Here is a 12,367-nt window from a genome sequence, read left to right as displayed (position 1 = left end):
GCCGATGACCGGAGCCGCATCGCTCCGTCAGAAGCGCAGTCCCGGAAACCTTCCCGACCTTCGAGTGGATTACCTGTTACGGCGCCTTGTCGGCCAGCGCCTCCAGAAGATCGGCCGACGGCACGAAGAACAGGCTCCCCGTCACCGCCTTGCTGTAGTCCAGCAGGCGGTCGTAATTGCCCGGCGGGCGGCCGATGAACATGTTCGCGAGCATTTCCTCTATCGGCTCCGGCGAGCGCGCATAGCCGATGAAATAGGTGCCGAACTCCCCTGCCCCGGGACGGCCGAACGGCATGTTGTCGCGCAGGATCTTCACCTCCTGGCCGCTCTTCTCCAGGGTGGTCAGCGAGCTGTGGGAACAGCTCGGCTTGACCGAATCATCCAGCTCGATGTCCGACAGCTTGGTGCGCCCGATGATGCGCTCCTGGGCTTCGGTGGAAAGCTGGTTCCAGCCCGCCATGTCATGCAGGTACTTCTGCACCAGCACGTAGCTGCCGCCGGCGAAGTCCGGGTCTCCGTCACCGATGAGGGTGAAGTGTGCCGCCTCGCGGCCCACCGGGTTCTCGGTGCCATCGACGAAGCCGATCATGCTGCGCATGTCGAAATAACGGAAGCCGTGGACTTCGTCGACCACGGTGACGGCGTCACCCAGCCGCGCCAGCAGTTGCGTGGCCAGTTCGAAGCAGAGGTCCATGTGCTCGGCACGGATGTGCAGCAACAGGTCGCCCGGCGTGGACACGGCGACACGCTCGCCGCCATCGATTTCGCGAAACACATGGAGGGATGCCGGCCGTGGCGCGCCGAACAGGGCATCCCAGGCCTGGGCGCCGAAACCCACTACGCAGGACAGGTTGCCGGCCGGTACACGCTTGCCAACCGAACGGACCAGCGCGGCGACGTCTGCGCACAGTGAGCGCAGGGTGTCCCGATGCGCCTGGCCCGGCGCCAGGGTGGCGACGAGAAAGATCGCGCAACGGGTGATCGGGCTGTCGACTGCCTGGGGTACGGGGGAATTGTTGCGCTCGTTTTCCATGGGCCACCCTCGGAATGGATCTGCTTGAGCCTATCAGAGTTGGCGGCTTGCGAAGGCTGGCGCTCGCTGCAAAACAATCCGTCGGTCAGTGGGCCACGCCCGCCGCCGTCGGTTTCAATCGGTCCGGTTCGCGCCAAAGCCCGGCCACTCCCGCCTGGGCCACCAGTGCATCCTGATCCGCCCTGACACCGGAAACCCCCACCGCACCGACGACCTGCCCATCCACCAGGATCGGGACGCCGCCTTCGAGGGCGGTCAGCATCGCTACGCTGAGAAACGCGGTGCGACCGCCGTTGACCATCGCCTCGTACTCCCGGGTTTCACGCCGGCCGATCGCCGCGCTGCGCGCCTTTTCCGTGGCGATGTAGGCGCTGGCCTGGGCACAGCCATCCAGACGCAGCAGCGCCAGGGGATGCCCGCCGTCATCGGCCACCGCGATTGAGACAGCCCAGCCCTGGCGCTGGGCTTCCTGCGTGGCGGCCGCGAGGATTCGGCTGACGTCGAGTTGGTCGAGTACGGCTTTCTGGTGCATTGCAGAGTCTCTTGTGGGTTCGCGCCAACGCTCGGGCTTCAGGGCGCATAGGCAGGAAAGTCAAACCACCGAGCCTTCCGGTGGCTGGTCCAGCACCGCCACCGCCAGCGCGCTGCCGACGATGAGGAGGATGCCGACGAGCGACAGCAGGCTGAGGACTTCGCCCCAGATCACATAGCCGAACAGGCTCGCCCAGATGATGCTGGTGTAGGTATAGGGCGCCAGCGTGGCGGCGTGAGCCCGCCGCACGGCGATGGTGAACAGCAGCTGGCCCAGGGTGGCGAGCAGGCCCAGGGCGAGCATCAGCCCCAGGTCCGGCAAGGTCGGCGTGCGCCAGGAGAACGCCAGGCTCGCGCCGGTGACCAGCGCGCCCAGCACGGTGAAGTACAGGACCGTGGTGGTGGAGTCGTCCGTCTCGCGGATGCGGCGGATCTGGATCATCGACAGCGCGCCGAGGAAGGCACTGGCCAGCAGCAGCGACGGCCCCAGCAGACTGGCCTCGGTGCCATCGGGTTTCACCACCATCAGCACGCCCGTGAAGCCGAGCAGCGCCGCCAGGGCATTGCGCGGCAGCAGGCGTTCGCGCAGCAGCAGCGGCGCCAGCACGATGACCAGCAGCGCTTCGGAATAGGCGATGGAGATCGCCTCGCTCAGCGCCATGTAAGGCAGGCCGGCGAAGAACAGGGCCGAGGCACCGAGCAGGGTCACCGCGCGGATGGTCTGGCCGCGCACGTCGAGATGCCGCAAGCGCTGCGCCAGCGGCTGCCCGCGCAGGCACAGGAGAAAGGCCGGAAGCACACCGAAGGCCATGCGGAAGAAGGTCACTTCGTTGGCCGGGTACTTCATCGCCACGGTCTTGGCGAGGGCATCCACCACGGCAAAACAGAACATCGACAACAGCATCAGGCCCACGCTTCGCAAGGCGTGGCTGCGGGGGGCAACGAGGGTCAGCTGGGGCATGTCGAGTTCTCCTGCTCGATACGGTGAGTGGAATGGCGCCGAAGGGCGCGGCGCCGTGCGTCCTATCCCTGGCTGAAGCGGCTCGCCAGGAAGGGTTGCAACGGCACGCTGGTGGGCGCGCCGCTGGCCTGCTCGGCGAGCAGCTGGCCGGTGATGGCGCCCAGCGTCAGGCCCACATGGCCGTGGCCGAAGTTGTAGAACACCTGCGGCAGCCGCCGTGACGGGCCGAGCACCGGCTTGCTGTCGGGCACTGAGGAGCGGAAGCCCATCCATTGCGATACCGGCTCGTGCTGCAGACGCAGGAAGCGCCGCGCGCCACGGGTGAGGTAGCGATAGCGTGCGGGGCTCGGCAATGCCTCCAGCCCGGCGAACTCCACCGTGCCGGCCACGCGCAGGCCCTGGGCCATGGGCGTCATGTAGAAGCCCCCTGCCCCCCAGCAGACCGGACGGTTCAACACCTGTCCGGCGTGGCCGAACAGCACGTGATAACCGCGCTCGGTGTCCTGCGGGACGGCATCCCCCAACTGATCCACCAGGCGGCGCGACCAGGCGCCGGTGCACAGTGCCAGGCGGTCGGCTTCCAGGCGTTCACCGGTTACCAGCTGCGCCTGTACCGCGTCCCGCCCTGCCCCGGCCGGCTCGATGCCCAGCAGTTCGCCCCGGCGGAACTCGCCACCGCGCGCCAGGAAGCGATCGAACAGGCGCAGGCTCAGGGCGTACGGGTCGAGGGTGCGGCTGACGCCGGGCAGCTCCACCGCACAACTGGCGCGGCTGTTGAGCGCCGGCTCCAGCTCGCGCAGCTCCGGTCCTTCCACCAGGCGGATGGGCACCTCGTAGCGCCGGTGGTAATCCACCATGGCTTCGGCATCGCCGCGCTCATGGGCCTCGAACACGTACAGCGAGCCGTCATGGCAGATCAGATCGTTGGCGCCCGCCTCGTCGAACAGTCCCTGCCAGGCGTCCATGCACGGGCGCAGCAGCGTGTTGAGGTCGTGCCCGATGGCTTCCACGCGGTTACGTCGCGAGGCCGCGAGGAACCGCCACAGCCAGGGCGCGATGCGCGGCAGGTAGGCCGGGCGGATGGCCAGCGGGCTGTCCGGACGCAGCAGCATGCCCGGCGCCTTGCGCCAGATGCCCGGCGTGGCCACCGGCTCCACCGAGTAGGTGGCGAAGGTGCAGGCGTTACCGAAAGACGTGGCCAGGCCCGGCGGGTTGCGGTCCAGCAGCGTCACCTGGAAGTCGCGGCGTTGCAGTTGCAGCGCGGTGGCCAGGCCGACCACGCCGGCGCCAACCACCAGGGCGTGGCGGCGCGGGGCGATGGACTGGCTCATTGACCGCTCTTCACACGGGTCCACAGGCGGGTGTTCATGCGCATGCCAGCCGGGGACAAGGTCTTGATCGGGAACAGGGTGTCGAGCACTTCCTGCGGCGGATAGACGGCGGGGTTGCTGCGCAGCTCCGCGTCCACGTACTGGCTGGCCGCGGCGTTGCCGTTGGGGTATTGCACGGCGTTGCTGATGTTGGCGATCACTTTCGGCTGCAACAGGTAGTCCATGTAGGCGTAGGCGTTGTCCAGGTGCGGCGCGCCTTTGGGGATGACCACGGTGTCCACGGCGATGGTGGTGCCCTCGCGCGGCAGGCTGTAGCCGATCTTCACGCCGTTGCCGGCCTGCCTGGCGGTGGTCATGGCCTGCAGCACGTCGCCGCTGAAGCCGATGGCCAGGCAGATGTTGCCGTTGGCCAGGTCGCTGACGTACTTGGACTGGTGGAAGTAGCTGATCGAGGGGCGGATGGCCTGCAGCGCCGCTTCGGCCGCCTTGAAGTCGTCAGGGTTCTGGCTGGCCGGGTCGCGGCCCAGCACCTTGAGGGTAATGGGCACCATCTGCGTGGAGTTGTCGATCACCGCCACGCCGCACTGGGCGAGCTTCGAGAGGTTCTTCGGATCGAACAGCAACTGCCAGCTCTTAGTGACGTCGGTGTTGCCGAAGATGGCCTTGATCTTGTCCTCGTTGTAGCCGATGCCCACGGTCACCCAGAGATAGGGAATGGCGTAGCGGTTGCCCGGGTCGCTGACCTCGAGGATCTTCATCAGCTTCGGATCGAGGTTATTCCAGTGCGGCAGCTTGCTCTTGTCCAGCTCCTGGATGGCACCCGCCTTGATCAGGCGCGGCAGGAAGTGGTTGGACGGGCTGGCCAGGTCGTAGCCACTGACGCCGGTCATCAGCTTGGCTTCGGTGGTCTCGTTGCTGTCCACCAGGTCGTAGGTGGTCTGGATACCGGTCTGCTGGGTGAAATTGGCCAGCGTGTCGTCGGCGATGTAGCTGCTCCAGTTGGCGATGGTGACGGTCTGCGCCGCCTGGACGGTGCCGGCCGCAGAGGCCAGGGTGAGGCCCGTCAGGGTGAGACTGGCCAGAGTCATGGAACGGTTGATCATGCTGCCCTCGTTTCTTGTCTTTATGGGTTGTCGTGCGGGGGTAAAGGGATGGATCAAGCCTCGGCGCGCGCGCGGCGCACTTCCCAGGCCATGCGCAGCGAGGCGCCGATATCGAAGAACGGGCTGGGTGGCAGGTAGCCGGGGCTGGCCTGGGCCAGCACATCGGCGAGCACGGGCGAACTGTCGCCCGCCGCCATTTCCACCAGCAGGCGACCCCACAGGGTGCCGCGCGCCACGCCCGAACCGTTGCAGCCGGCCACGGCATGCAGGCCCCGGTCGACGCGGGCGAAGTAGGGTTCGCCCGAGCGGGTGCCGCTCAGGTGGCCGGTCCAGGTGTAGGCGATGTCGTCCGCAACGATGCCGGGGAAGCGCTTCTGCAGGCCCGCCAGGTGGCGGCGCTGACGCTCCGCCAGGGCACCAGCGCCGAGGTCGCGATGGCGATATTCGACGGTGTTGCGGATCAGCAGCCGCCGCCCCGGCAGCAGGCGCACGGTGCCACCGCCCGGCAGCGGCGCGAGCACGCCCCATTGGCGCTCGCCGAACAGCGACTGCCAACGCGGCTCGTCCAGCGGGCGGGTGATGCTGGCGCTGAGCTCCAGCGGGAAGGCTCCGCTGTTGCGCACCCCGGCGCGGGCGATGAAAGCCCCGAGGCACACCAATACTTGCGGAGCGTGCACCTCGCCTTGCGCGGTGCGCGCCGTCCAGCCCTGGCCGCTGCGGCTCAGGTCGGTCACGGCGCTCTGCTCGTAGACGTCCACAGATGCCGGCAGGCCCTCGGCCAGACCCCGCACATAGCGGGCCGGCTGCAGCAGCGCATTGCCGCCGGTGCAATGGATGGCCCGCGCATAGAAGGCGCTGCCGAGTCGCTGTTCCAGGGCGGCGCCCTCGAAATAGCGCGCGGTCGCGCCGACCGATGCCAGGCTTGCGAGGATGTTGTCGATGTCCTCCAGGTGCTCGGGGCGGTGCGCGGCGAAATGGTAGCCGTCGTCATTCAGCTCGCAGTCGATGCCCAGTTCGGCGATGCGCTGGCGGACTTCCTGCGCAGCGCTGACGCCGATACGCGAAGCCACCTGGTAAGCGCCGTGTCCCGGCTGGCCGAGCCGCTCGGCGGGCGACGGCAGCTCATGGGCGACCACGAAGCCGGAATTGCGCGCGGAAGCGCCTTGGGCGATGCGCTGGCGCTCCAGCAGAACGATACGCTGCTGCGGAAAACGCCGGGCCAGGGTGTGCGCGGCGGACAGGCCGGTGATGCCGCCACCGATGATCAGCCAGTCCGCCCGCTGGGTACCGACAAGTTGCGCTCGGGCTGGCAATTCGCCCGCCTGGGCGATCCAGCCACAGTGATTGTTCATTGCCTGGTACTCCTTCACAATCCATGCGCTGAGGGTATCTAAGCGATTCTCCCCGATGGCGCGTTATGGCCAGAATCTACGGGCAGTTGCGCGAGTTGCGCCAACGCTCATTTTTCATCCTTCCATTCCGGATTTGCATGGATCACCCGTATGGACAGATTGCTTCGCGTTCCCTCCCTGCAGGCACTCCAGGCACTGGTGCAGGTCGCCGAGGCCGGCAGCTTCACCGAGGCGGCGCGGCAGCTGCACCTGACCCAGAGCGCCATCAGCCGGCAGGTACAGCAATTGGAGGAGCACTACCGGGTGCCGCTGTTCGACCGCACCAGCCGCAAGGTCGCCCTGACCGATGCCGGCCGTGAGGTGTACACGGTGGCCCAGGGCATGCTCAAGCAGTTGCTGCGCCTGGAAGAGCGCCTGGCCCCCGCCTCGCAGGACCGCCCCTTCCGCATCCGCACCTTCGTGTCGCTGGCGGTGCGCTGGCTGCTGCCGCGCCTGAGCTCCTTCTACACCCAGCACCCGGAGCTATGCCTGTCCATCGAGACCGTGGGTGGCGAAGTGGTGGACGATGGCGGTGACTGCGATGCCTACGTGCTCTATCTTCCCAGCGGCAGCGACCCACAGGGCCGCACGCTCATGCCGCTCTACGACGAATACCTGATCCCGGTGTGCGCCCCGCGTCTGGACGATGGCCAGGAGCCGCCACGCTCGCTGGAGGAACTGGCCCGGCATGCGCTGATCCACGCCTCCACCGGCCGCCTGGAATGGCCGCAGTGGCTGCGCGCGCAGGCCGACGCGCCGCCCACGCAGTTCAAGCACATCCTGTTCAACCTCGACGACCTGGCGCTGGATGCCGCCACCCGAGGCCTGGGCGTGGCCATGACCGATCGCATGCTCGCCCACGATGCCCTGCAGCGCGGCGACCTCATCGTGCCCTTTGGCGAAGCCTTGAAGACCGGCGGCCGCTACGCCCTCTGGCTGCGCGACAGCGGCGCCGCGCACCCGGCGTGCCAGGCCGTGCTGGACTGGTTCGAGCAGCAACGCAACAGCCTCGACCGTTGAAGGGCCGGACCGCGCGCAGCGCTATCGGGAAAACACGCCGTCGAACGCCAGAAGGCTGCCCAGCTCGGGAGCGGCCTTAACCGAATCCGTTCGATTCGGTTGCTGAAGAAAATCCCCACAGTGGCTGCGGGCAAAATCACGCCTAAACTTCTTCGCACTACTTTTCACACAGGCCAATACTGCAATTCGAATCGAAGACATGACACCCGGTAATTGCTTCAGGCGCCCTTTGTCGCGGCATCGGACGCCAACGGAAAGTTCACCCATCGAAACGTGAAATCCAGCTCCCAATGCGCCCTAACGTCGGCAAGGAAACCCATCATGAGCAGATTTGATAAAACGCTACTTTGCGCCATCTTCAGCAGCGTCCTTATCACCGGCTGTGTTTCGCAAGTTACGGAAAAAGAGCAGTACTCCGGCTTCCTGCCCAACTATTCGGGGCTCCAGGAAGCGACGTCGCCCAGTGGACATCCAGTGATGCGCTGGGTGTCTCCGGACTTCAAGCCGCGCTCCTATAGCACGGTCGTTTTCGACAAACTGGTGTTGTACCCGGCGCCAAAACCGAATGAGCGGGTGAACCAGAAGACCCTGCAGGACCTGCAGAACTACGCCAGCTCCACCGCGAAGCAGACGATCGCCCTGCAGTACAAGGTAGTTCCCACCCGGCAGGCCGTCCCCGCCGGCCAGCGCGCCATGCAGGTGAAGGCCGCCATTACCGGCGTCAGTGCCTCCAACGAAGGCATGAAGTGGTACGAAGTGGTTCCCATCGCCGCGATCGTCGGCGCCACATCCGCCGCCACCGGACATCGGGACCAGAATACCGAGCTCTATGTCGAGGCCAGCATCACCGACGTCGCGACCGGCAAACCCATGGTCTATGTGGTGCGCAAGATCTTCGGCAAGACGCTCGAGAACGACAAGGAGGCCATTACCGCCGACGACTTCAAGCAGGCCATCAAGGAAGTGAACAGCGACCTGAGCATCATGCTCAGCAAGTAGCCCGCCCCCCACTGGCATGAGCGAAAATCCGCGGCGTCCAAGCCGCGGAGAACATCCGGAACATGACAAGGACCCCCGGATATGAGCAGTCTGTTCGACGCTATCGTTCTCGGTCTTCTGGCAATACTTCCCTTGATCAACCCGCCGACGACCGTCGCGCTGTTCCTGGCGCTTTCCCAAGGATTCAGCCGCGAAGAAAAGAACAGACAGGCACTCCTGACCGCGTTCTACGTCTTCCTCATCATGACCTTCACCTACTACATCGGTGAATTCATCATGGATGTCTTCAACATCTCCATCCCCGGCTTGCGGATCGCCGGGGGCGGAATCCTCTGCATCATCGGCGGCAGGATGCTGTTCCCCCAACCCATCCCGTCCACGGCCCCGCAGGAAGGCAATGCCGAACGCGCCAGTTTCGCCTTCATCCCGCTCGCCATGCCCAGCACCGCCGGCCCTGGCACCATCGCGATGATCATCAGCTCCTCCGCCACGATCAAACACAGCACGAGCTTTCCGCAGTGGGTCCTGCTGACCGCCCCGCCACTGATTTTCCTGTCATCGGCACTGACGCTCTGGATCTGCCTGCGCGCCTCGGACTGGATCATGAAAGCGACAGGCGCATCCGGCATCGATGCCATATCCCGCCTGATGGGTTTCCTGCTCGTCTGCATGGGCGTTCAGTTCGCCATCAACGGAGCGGTGGAAATCGTGCAAGGCGTCATCACCAGCAACGCGCACCTCGCCCAGCCCTAGTACTTCTTCTCATGCGTCACGCGTCCGGCTTCGGCCAGGACTGTCCATCCGTGACGACTTCGGTCACCTCCGTGTGGCCTTTTTGCGTTAGCGGCTAATACTTATCTGCAAAGGTGCGCGTATTGCTCGTGGCCCGCACCGCGCGGAGGTGTGAGGTGAACAAACTATCAATTGTGGGTGCCGGTATAGTCGGTGAGGCGGCGGCTCAGATCATCGCCCTGGATGAACTCTGTCGTGAGTTGGCGTTGATTGATGTGCAGGGTGAGTTGGCAAAGGGCAAGGCGCTGGACATCTGGCAGGCGGCAGTCGAGTCGGGGTCAGACACCCGGGTTTACGGCGGGTCCAATGCCGAATTGCTGCAAGGCTCTGACCTGGTGGTGATTACGGCGGGAGTTCCCCGCAAGCCTGGTCAGTCGCGCCAGGATGTATTGAGTATCAATCTGCCGATCCTCGACAGCATCATGCTCGATATCAATCGTCATGCTCCGGCGGCGACGGTGTTGGTGGTATCGAACCCGGTCGACGTGCTGACCTATCGGGCTTGCAGCCTTAGTGGGCTGGGACGCAACAGGGTCTTCGGGCAGGCGGGCGTGCTCGATACAGCGCGCATGAAGTGCTTCATTGCCGAGGAGACAGGGTTTTCTACTCGGGATATCACCGCGCTGGTCCTGGGCGGGCATGGCGATAGCATGGTGCCGCTGATGCGATACTGCGCGGTCGGTTCGGTGCCACTGTCTCACTTCCTGTCCAGTGAGCAGATAGAGCGGATCGTAGAGCGCACACGCAAGGGTGGCGGCGAGATTCTGGGCTTGAAGAAGCTGGGGAGCGCCTGCGACGCGCCGGGCGTGGCAATTGCACAGATGGTGGACGCTATCGCCAATGGGCGAAACCGCATTTTGCCGGCGGTCGCGATTCTCGAGGGCGAGTACGGGCGAACAGGGATTGCCATGGGTGTCCCCTGTGTACTCTCAGACGAGGGGCTCGTGCGGGTGATCGAGATGTCGCTGGATGCGCAGGAGCAGGCGATGTTCGACCACTCTGCAGATCAGGTGGCGCGCGATATTGCTGAAATGAATGCCTTGTGAACAGGCGTACATGACGGCGCGAGCGTGAACCTGTCCTGGGCAAGGCGTAGCCGAAATCCAGCCGAAGCGCCCAGAGGTTCACTGCGCCCCGCTTGCGCACCCGCCCTGGGCCTGTCGGGAAAGAGGACAGATTCAATGTCTCTCCTCTGAACGTCCCTTCTGGCCGGATGCGGCTGTTCGTGAGTGGCCGCTTGGGGCGGAAGTTGCCGCTGGTTGGCGGCAACTATCGGCCAGTAGCGGACGTTGATCATGCGCCTGCAGCCAGCCTGGCACCTCATGGTTACGGACAAAGCGACCACGCTCGCCGCGGCTAATTTTGAGCCACGGCTGGATGGTGCATGCTGCCACGGTAGCGATTGTCCATGCTGCAATCAGGGCCGAGCTGCGCGAGGCACAGCCATCGCCGAAGGACGTGGAGTACTGAGCTGTCGGGCCCATGAAACGCAGTGGCCCCAGGTGAAAAACAGTGCGGGCAGTCTTAGGGACAGGACCGCCCGCTCCGGCCTAGATCGGCGAACCCGGCAAGCCCGGATAATAAGCGCCCGCCGCTACGCCACCATCCACCGACAGTTCGCTGCCGTTGCAGTAGCTGGCCTCGTCACTGGCGAGGAACAGCGTGGCGCGGGCTATCTCTTCCGGTGCGCCGATGCGCTGCTGCGGCACCGTGCGGTACTGCCCGGCCAGTTCGTCGCGCGCGGCGCCGGTGGGGTTGGACATCAGCGTATCGACGCCGCCCGGATGCACCGAGTTGACCCGCACGCCGTGTGGGCCGAGCTCCAGTGCCGCGACCTTGGTCAGGCCGCGCACGCCCCATTTGCTCGATACGTAGGCGGCCAGGGCATTGACGCCTCGCAGGCCATCCACCGAGGAAATATTGACGATAGCGCCACGGCCTTGTTCGCGCATGATCGGCGCCACGCTGTGGATGCCGAGGAAGGTGCCGGTCAGGTTGATCGACAGCGCCCGTTCGAACTCCGCCTTGGACAGTTCTTCGATGGCACCGAACACCAGTACGGCAGCGTTGTTCACCAGCACATCGATTCGTCCGTGACGTTCCAGGGTGGCCTGTACCACGCGCTGCCAGTTTTCCTCGCAGCTGACGTCCAGGCGCTGGAAGCTGGCCGCTTCACCCAGCTCGACGGCCAGGGCCGCGCCTTCCTGTTCGAGGAGGTCGGCGATGACCACGCGGGCGCCTTCGGAGACGAACAGGCGCGCGGTTTCGGCACCCATGCCGCGGGCGCCTCCGGTGATGATGGCGATCTTGTTTGCCAGACGTTGCATGAAAGACTCCTTGTTCAACCCCAGTAGGCTTGGCCGCCATCCAGCGGGATGGTGGCGCCGGTCAGGTAGCGGGCGTTGTCGCTGACCAGGAAGGCCACGGTGCGGCCGATATCCGCTTCGCAGTCGCCGACCCGCCGCAGCGGAATGCTCTGGAAGAACGCCTCGGCCTCCGCCGGATGGGCATCCACCCAGCCGCGCAGTCCCGGTGACAGGGCATGAGGGGCGATGACGTTGACGCGGATGCCGTCCACGCCCCATTCGCAGGCGGCCGCGCGGCTCAGGGAGCGGATGGCTTCCTTGGTGGCGGCGTAGTGGCCGTAGCCAGAGGCATCCCAGCGTACGGAGGCGGAAGAAGCCAGGTTGACGATCGATCCATTGCCTTTGAGGTGCGGGTAGCAGGCGCGCATCAGGCGCAGGGTGGCAATAGGGCCCGAATCGATGCCCTTCATGAACTCCTCGTCGCTGACGTCGAGGATGCGCCCCAGCGGCACGATCTGCGCGTTGTTGACCAGGATATCGAGGCCGCCGAAGGCTTCCACCACCTGGGCCACGCTGCGATCGAGATCGGCTGCGCTCATCACGTCACACTCTACCGCCAGCGCTTCGCCGCCCCGCTTGCGGATTTCTTCCACGGTCTGTTCCAGTGTGGCGCGGGTGCGGCCCGCGACGGCGACCCTGGCGCCCTCGGCGGCGAGGGCGAAGGCAATGCCCTGGCCCACGCCCTGACCGCCACCGGTGACCAGCGCCACCTTGCCTTGCAGCATGTTCATGGGTGATTTCTCCTTTCCTTATTGTTGTGTGGAGGCGGCGTTGCCCGCGTTAGCCGAAGGTCACCGAAGGGGCGGCGGTGACGTTGCCTGACGTGGATTGCTCGGTGCG

12 protein-coding genes are annotated in these 12,367 nt (G+C 65.6%); 4 read left to right on the top strand and 8 right to left on the bottom strand.

Annotation, left to right across the window (positions count from 1 at the left end):
* Positions 1-76: 76 nt before the first annotated feature.
* The 6 genes from GA645_RS13115 to GA645_RS13090 all read right to left on the bottom strand — a co-directional run bounded on the left by GA645_RS13115 (position 77) and on the right by GA645_RS13090 (position 6,311).
* On the bottom strand, positions 77-1,033 hold the full coding sequence (locus GA645_RS13115) for a Dyp-type peroxidase (protein WP_152223412.1): 957 nt from the start codon (positions 1,031-1,033) through the stop codon (positions 77-79).
* A gap of 85 nt (positions 1,034-1,118) precedes the next feature.
* On the bottom strand, positions 1,119-1,565 hold the full coding sequence (locus tag GA645_RS13110) for a heme-binding protein (RefSeq protein WP_152223410.1): 447 nt from the start codon (positions 1,563-1,565) through the stop codon (positions 1,119-1,121).
* 60 nt (positions 1,566-1,625) lie between these two features.
* On the bottom strand, positions 1,626-2,525 hold the full coding sequence (locus GA645_RS13105; RefSeq protein ID WP_152223408.1) for a DMT family transporter: 900 nt from the start codon (positions 2,523-2,525) through the stop codon (positions 1,626-1,628).
* 62 nt (positions 2,526-2,587) lie between these two features.
* Entirely contained in the window at positions 2,588-3,856 is a 1,269-nt protein-coding gene (locus tag GA645_RS13100) for an FAD-binding oxidoreductase (RefSeq protein WP_152223406.1), read from the bottom strand.
* Positions 3,853-4,959, bottom strand: coding sequence for a polyamine ABC transporter substrate-binding protein (locus GA645_RS13095; protein ID WP_256676141.1), 1,107 nt, complete (start codon positions 4,957-4,959; stop codon positions 3,853-3,855). The genes GA645_RS13100 and GA645_RS13095 overlap by 4 nt, the downstream gene beginning before the upstream one ends.
* Positions 4,960-5,012: 53 nt before the next feature.
* Complete coding sequence (locus GA645_RS13090; RefSeq protein ID WP_152223404.1) at positions 5,013-6,311, bottom strand: FAD-binding oxidoreductase; 1,299 nt, start codon at positions 6,309-6,311, stop codon at positions 5,013-5,015.
* A gap of 150 nt (positions 6,312-6,461) precedes the next feature.
* On the opposite strand from GA645_RS13090, the gene GA645_RS13085 reads away from it, so the two are divergent.
* From GA645_RS13085 to GA645_RS13070, 4 genes are all read left to right on the top strand, one after another.
* Positions 6,462-7,370, top strand: a complete 909-nt coding sequence (locus GA645_RS13085) for a LysR substrate-binding domain-containing protein (RefSeq protein WP_152223402.1) — start codon at positions 6,462-6,464, stop codon at positions 7,368-7,370.
* Between the two features lie 321 nt (positions 7,371-7,691).
* Positions 7,692-8,369: a DUF3313 domain-containing protein gene (locus GA645_RS13080; RefSeq protein ID WP_152223400.1), complete on the top strand. Its 678-nt coding sequence runs from the start codon at positions 7,692-7,694 to the stop codon at positions 8,367-8,369.
* Between the two features lie 81 nt (positions 8,370-8,450).
* Positions 8,451-9,122: a MarC family NAAT transporter gene (locus GA645_RS13075; protein ID WP_152223398.1), complete on the top strand. Its 672-nt coding sequence runs from the start codon at positions 8,451-8,453 to the stop codon at positions 9,120-9,122.
* A 155-nt stretch (positions 9,123-9,277) separates the two neighbouring features.
* Positions 9,278-10,207: a malate dehydrogenase gene (locus GA645_RS13070; protein WP_152223396.1), complete on the top strand. Its 930-nt coding sequence runs from the start codon at positions 9,278-9,280 to the stop codon at positions 10,205-10,207.
* 504 nt (positions 10,208-10,711) lie between these two features.
* Here GA645_RS13070 and GA645_RS13065 read toward each other — a convergent pair.
* Both GA645_RS13065 and GA645_RS13060 read right to left on the bottom strand, forming a co-directional pair.
* Complete coding sequence (locus GA645_RS13065; protein WP_152223394.1) at positions 10,712-11,488, bottom strand: glucose 1-dehydrogenase; 777 nt, start codon at positions 11,486-11,488, stop codon at positions 10,712-10,714.
* 14 nt (positions 11,489-11,502) lie between these two features.
* Positions 11,503-12,258: an SDR family NAD(P)-dependent oxidoreductase gene (locus GA645_RS13060; protein WP_152223392.1), complete on the bottom strand. Its 756-nt coding sequence runs from the start codon at positions 12,256-12,258 to the stop codon at positions 11,503-11,505.
* Positions 12,259-12,367 lie beyond the last annotated feature (109 nt).

Origin of the sequence: Pseudomonas sp. SCB32, from assembly GCF_009189165.1 — a bacterium.
GTDB lineage: Bacteria > Pseudomonadota > Gammaproteobacteria > Pseudomonadales > Pseudomonadaceae > Pseudomonas.
Note: the sequence above shows the minus strand (reverse complement) of the source record. Positions and strands in the feature narration are given on the sequence as shown.

Excerpts from the sequence above, each read along its gene's own strand:
- GA645_RS13115 (WP_152223412.1), bottom strand. The coding sequence starts at position 1,033 with ATGGAAAACGAGCGCAACAATTCCCCCGTACCCCAGGCAGTCGACAGC.
- GA645_RS13110 (WP_152223410.1), bottom strand. The coding sequence starts at position 1,565 with ATGCACCAGAAAGCCGTACTCGACCAACTCGACGTCAGCCGAATCCTC.
- GA645_RS13105 (WP_152223408.1), bottom strand. The coding sequence starts at position 2,525 with ATGCCCCAGCTGACCCTCGTTGCCCCCCGCAGCCACGCCTTGCGAAGC.
- GA645_RS13100 (WP_152223406.1), bottom strand. The coding sequence starts at position 3,856 with ATGAGCCAGTCCATCGCCCCGCGCCGCCACGCCCTGGTGGTTGGCGCC.
- GA645_RS13095 (WP_256676141.1), bottom strand. The coding sequence starts at position 4,959 with ATGATCAACCGTTCCATGACTCTGGCCAGTCTCACCCTGACGGGCCTC.
- GA645_RS13090 (WP_152223404.1), bottom strand. The coding sequence starts at position 6,311 with ATGAACAATCACTGTGGCTGGATCGCCCAGGCGGGCGAATTGCCAGCC.
- GA645_RS13085 (WP_152223402.1), top strand. The coding sequence starts at position 6,462 with ATGGACAGATTGCTTCGCGTTCCCTCCCTGCAGGCACTCCAGGCACTG.
- GA645_RS13080 (WP_152223400.1), top strand. The coding sequence starts at position 7,692 with ATGAGCAGATTTGATAAAACGCTACTTTGCGCCATCTTCAGCAGCGTC.
- GA645_RS13075 (WP_152223398.1), top strand. The coding sequence starts at position 8,451 with ATGAGCAGTCTGTTCGACGCTATCGTTCTCGGTCTTCTGGCAATACTT.
- GA645_RS13065 (WP_152223394.1), bottom strand. The coding sequence starts at position 11,488 with ATGCAACGTCTGGCAAACAAGATCGCCATCATCACCGGAGGCGCCCGC.
- GA645_RS13060 (WP_152223392.1), bottom strand. The coding sequence starts at position 12,258 with ATGAACATGCTGCAAGGCAAGGTGGCGCTGGTCACCGGTGGCGGTCAG.